The organism is Mycobacterium sp., from assembly GCF_032162105.1.
GTDB lineage: Bacteria > Actinomycetota > Actinomycetes > Mycobacteriales > Mycobacteriaceae > Mycobacterium.
This window is the reverse complement of record NZ_JAVRPS010000246.1, coordinates 1-3,298: the sequence shown is the minus strand read 5'-3', so window position 1 is coordinate 3,298 and position 3,298 is coordinate 1. Positions and strand designations below refer to the sequence as shown.

General features: G+C 67.0%; 4 protein-coding genes. 1 reads left to right on the top strand and 3 read right to left on the bottom strand.

Going from position 1 to position 3,298, the window contains the following annotated elements; genetic code table 11:
* The first annotated feature begins 422 nt into the window (after positions 1-422).
* Complete coding sequence (locus QOC69_RS12340) at positions 423-743, top strand: EthD family reductase (RefSeq protein ID WP_526439797.1); 321 nt, start codon at positions 423-425, stop codon at positions 741-743.
* Positions 744-795: 52 nt separating this feature from the next.
* Here QOC69_RS12340 and QOC69_RS12335 read toward each other — a convergent pair whose 3' ends face one another.
* The 3 genes from QOC69_RS12335 to QOC69_RS12325 all read right to left on the bottom strand — a co-directional run.
* Positions 796-1,137, bottom strand: coding sequence for a hypothetical protein (locus QOC69_RS12335; RefSeq protein ID WP_526439795.1), 342 nt, complete (start codon positions 1,135-1,137; stop codon positions 796-798).
* 167 nt (positions 1,138-1,304) lie between these two features.
* Positions 1,305-2,114, bottom strand: coding sequence for a tyrosine-protein phosphatase (locus QOC69_RS12330; RefSeq protein ID WP_526439793.1), 810 nt, complete (start codon positions 2,112-2,114; stop codon positions 1,305-1,307).
* On the bottom strand, positions 2,114-3,298 hold a 1,185-nt coding region (locus QOC69_RS12325; protein WP_526439791.1), incomplete at its 5' end, for an acyl-CoA dehydrogenase family protein. The genes QOC69_RS12330 and QOC69_RS12325, both read right to left, overlap by 1 nt.

The window sequence follows — 3,298 nt, the reverse complement described above, 5'->3', positions numbered from 1 at the left end:
GGGGATCGCGGTGATCGGGGTGGATCCGGCCTACACCAGTAAGTGGGGTGCCCAGCACTGGGCGACACCCCTACAGCAGCAGACTTCCGAACCGGTCACCCGGCATCACGCCGCGGCGGCCGCGATCGGCAGACGTGGCCTCGGCATGGCGATCAGGCGACGGCCGGCAGGACCCCGCAACGGACAGCGGACCGCTACGGGCACACCACCGGCCAGGCCCGATCACCCACCCGGCCACGTGGGTAAGCACGGCAGTCCCGGCCCACCGACACGCCCACCACGAGGCGTACCGGTCCACCGGGGAACCCCCGCCACCCGCGGCCAACACCGTTCGGGCCGCAACCGAGCAAGACTCACTCCTGCTCAGTCTTGAGGAACGGTCCATCATCATGACAGCCAACCAATGAAGCGGAGGATCTGCCTTGTCTGAAACGAAGATCACGGTCATCTACGACAACCCCACCGATCCGGGGGCCTTCGAAGCGGCCTACGAGGCTGAACAATTGGAGGCGGCGCGAAGGATTCCTGGCCACATTCGCTTCGAGACGTCGAAGGTGTGGCCGAAGGAGGACGGTTCGCCGACCCCTGCGTATCGGATGATCGACCTCTACTACCCCGAGTACGACGCCGCCTGCCTGGCGGTTACTACGCCTGAGGCCGGTGCGTTCTTCGAGGCTTTGGGCCGGCTGTCCACCGGTGGGGTGCGTGTGCTGATGTCCGACATCGAGGTGGCCGGCGACTGACGCGGCGCAGAACCACTATGTGAAGTGCCCAGCTACGAGCGACATTCCCGCGTCACTCGCTGGACCAGTACGGACCGTCCCACCCGCTCAGATCGAACTGGCGACCCTGCGCCTCCTCGCGCATGGTCAGCACCCGTTGGTGTATCCGGTGCGCGGTAGAGCGAGGGATCGGACCGGGGCCGTAGCGGCCCCACCCCCGTCTGCGGACTCTGCCGTGCCCGATCTCCCAACGGAGCGCATCGGAGACGGCCTTCGAGGGCCGCCCGCTGAATTGGAATCCCTGATAGGTCAACGCGTCGATCAGTTGGGCCACCGTCTGTGGACCGTGTTGGGCGAGATACATCGTGAGTGCGTAACGGAGTTCGACTCCGCGCAGAGTTCGTGGGGCAGACATGCCGAGACAATGACACCGCGCTCCGACACACCTGCCGGATTGTCGCTCGAAGGTGGGCAAACATCCACATGCCACCGGTGGGGCTGGCGCGCGGTAGCAGCGGCCGCGGTGAATGTCGCTCGTAGGTGGGCACTTGCCCACATGGGTCTAGACGCGGCGGCCCAGCGTCAGGACAGCAAGGAAGTGCGCAGCCGAGACACCTGGTCGTCCGTCATACCAAGCGCATCAAGGTAATTCGGCAGCGATCCGTACTTCTCGTCGATGGTCTGCCGCGACGCGGACAAGTAGTCCTCGCGCACGCCTAGCACCTCTTCGGTGAGCCGCGCCTCGGCGAACGTGATGATCTCGTCGGTGGTGTTCTCACCGGCTCGATTGCGGATCGACTCGAGGATGCGGTCCCGGAGTTGCGGCACCGCCTCGTTGCTCCGCAGGAAGTCGGCCAGGATCGCGTCGCGGGGAACGCCGGCGGCCTCGAGCACCACCGCGACGGTGAACCCGGTCCTGTCCTTGCCCGCAAAGCAGTGGGTGATGACGGGCCGCTCATCGGCCAGCATTGAAATGACCTGGCGCACAGCGAGATGCGCACCGGCCAACGTCGGGAAGCGGCGGTACTCCTCGGTCATGAAGCGCCCAGCCGCGATGGTGGCGTCCTCGTCGTCGGGCTTCTCAGTCATCATCCGCTCGAAGGCGTACTCGTGCGGCGCCTCCGCGCCCTTGGGGCTCTGGTTGGACAGCTCGTGGAACGGCAGCAGGTGGACCTCGACGCCGTCGGGCACCAGACCCGATCCGCGCCGCTCCACCTCTCGCAGCGACCGCAGGTCCGCGACGTCGGTGATGCCGAGCCGCCGCATGGCCTCGCGGCCGTCGTCGTCGAGCCGGCTCAGCTCGCTGGACCGGTAGAACCGTCCCGGCCGGATCCCTGTCTGCTCCGCGACGTCACGAAAGTTCCATGCCCCCGACAGATCGCCGCCCGCCACTACGGGGTCACCGCCGCGGCGAACGCGGTCTTCTCACGGCCGAGTTCGGCGCGGGCGATGCTGCGCATGTGCACCTCGTCGGGGCCGTCGAACAGCCGCATGGCGCGGTGCCAGCCGTAAAGCCGGGCCAGCACGGTGTCGTCACTGATGCCGGCCGCGCCGTGCACCTGGATTGCGCGGTCGATGACGTTGCACGCCATCTGAGGTGCGACCGCCTTGATCATCGCGACCTCGTTGCGGGCTTCCTTGTTGCCCTTCTCGTCGATCACCCAGGCCGCCTTGTGGCAGAGCAACCTGGCCTGGTCGATCTCGTTGCGGGACTGGGCAACCTGCTGCTGCACCACGCCCTGCTCAGCCAACGGCTTGCCGAACGCGATGCGCTTGTTCACCCGGTCGACCATCAACGCCAACGCCCGCTCGGCCACGCCGATCGCGCGCATGCAGTGGTGGATGCGGCCAGGTCCGAGCCGCGCCTGCGCGATGGCGAAGCCGCTGCCCTCCTCGTCGAGCAGGTTCCCCACCGGGACTCGCACGTTGTCGAATGACACCTCGCAGTGGCCGTGCTGGTCCTGCCAGCCGAACACCGGAAGCGAGCGCTCGATCGATACCCCGGGGGTGTCGACGGGCACCAGGATCATCGACTGCTGCTGGTGGCTTGCGCCATCGGGGTTGGTGCGCCCCATCACGATGAGGATCTTGCAGCGCGGGTCGGCCGCACCCGAGATCCACCACTTGCGGCCGTTGATGACGTAGTCGCCACCGTCGCGCAGCATGGTGGTCTGGATGTTGCGGGCGTCGCTGGAGGCCACGGCGGGCTCGGTCATCGCGAATGCGCTGCGGATCTCGCCGTTCAGCAATGGCTCGAGCCACTGCTTGCTCTGCTCGTCATTGGCGAACAGGTGCAAGGTCTCCATGTTGCCGGTGTCGGGCGCCGCGCAGTTGGTCGCCTCCGGGGCCAGCTCCATGCTCCAGCCCGTCAGCTCGGCCAGCGGCGCGTACTCCAGGTTGGTCAGCCCCGACTCGGACGGCAGGAAGAGATTCCACAGCCCCCGTTCCTTGGCCTTGAGCTTCAACTCCTCGACGACCGGCGGAACGGTGTGGTCGTCGGGCCCCTTCTCGTGGCGGTATGCGTCGTAGGAGGCCTCGGCCGGGAACACGAACTCCGTCATGAACTCGGTGAGTCG

Bases quoted from the DNA above. Each gene is read 5' to 3' on its own strand.
- QOC69_RS12335 (WP_526439795.1), bottom strand. From the start codon at position 1,137: ATGTCTGCCCCACGAACTCTGCGCGGAGTCGAACTCCGTTACGCACTC.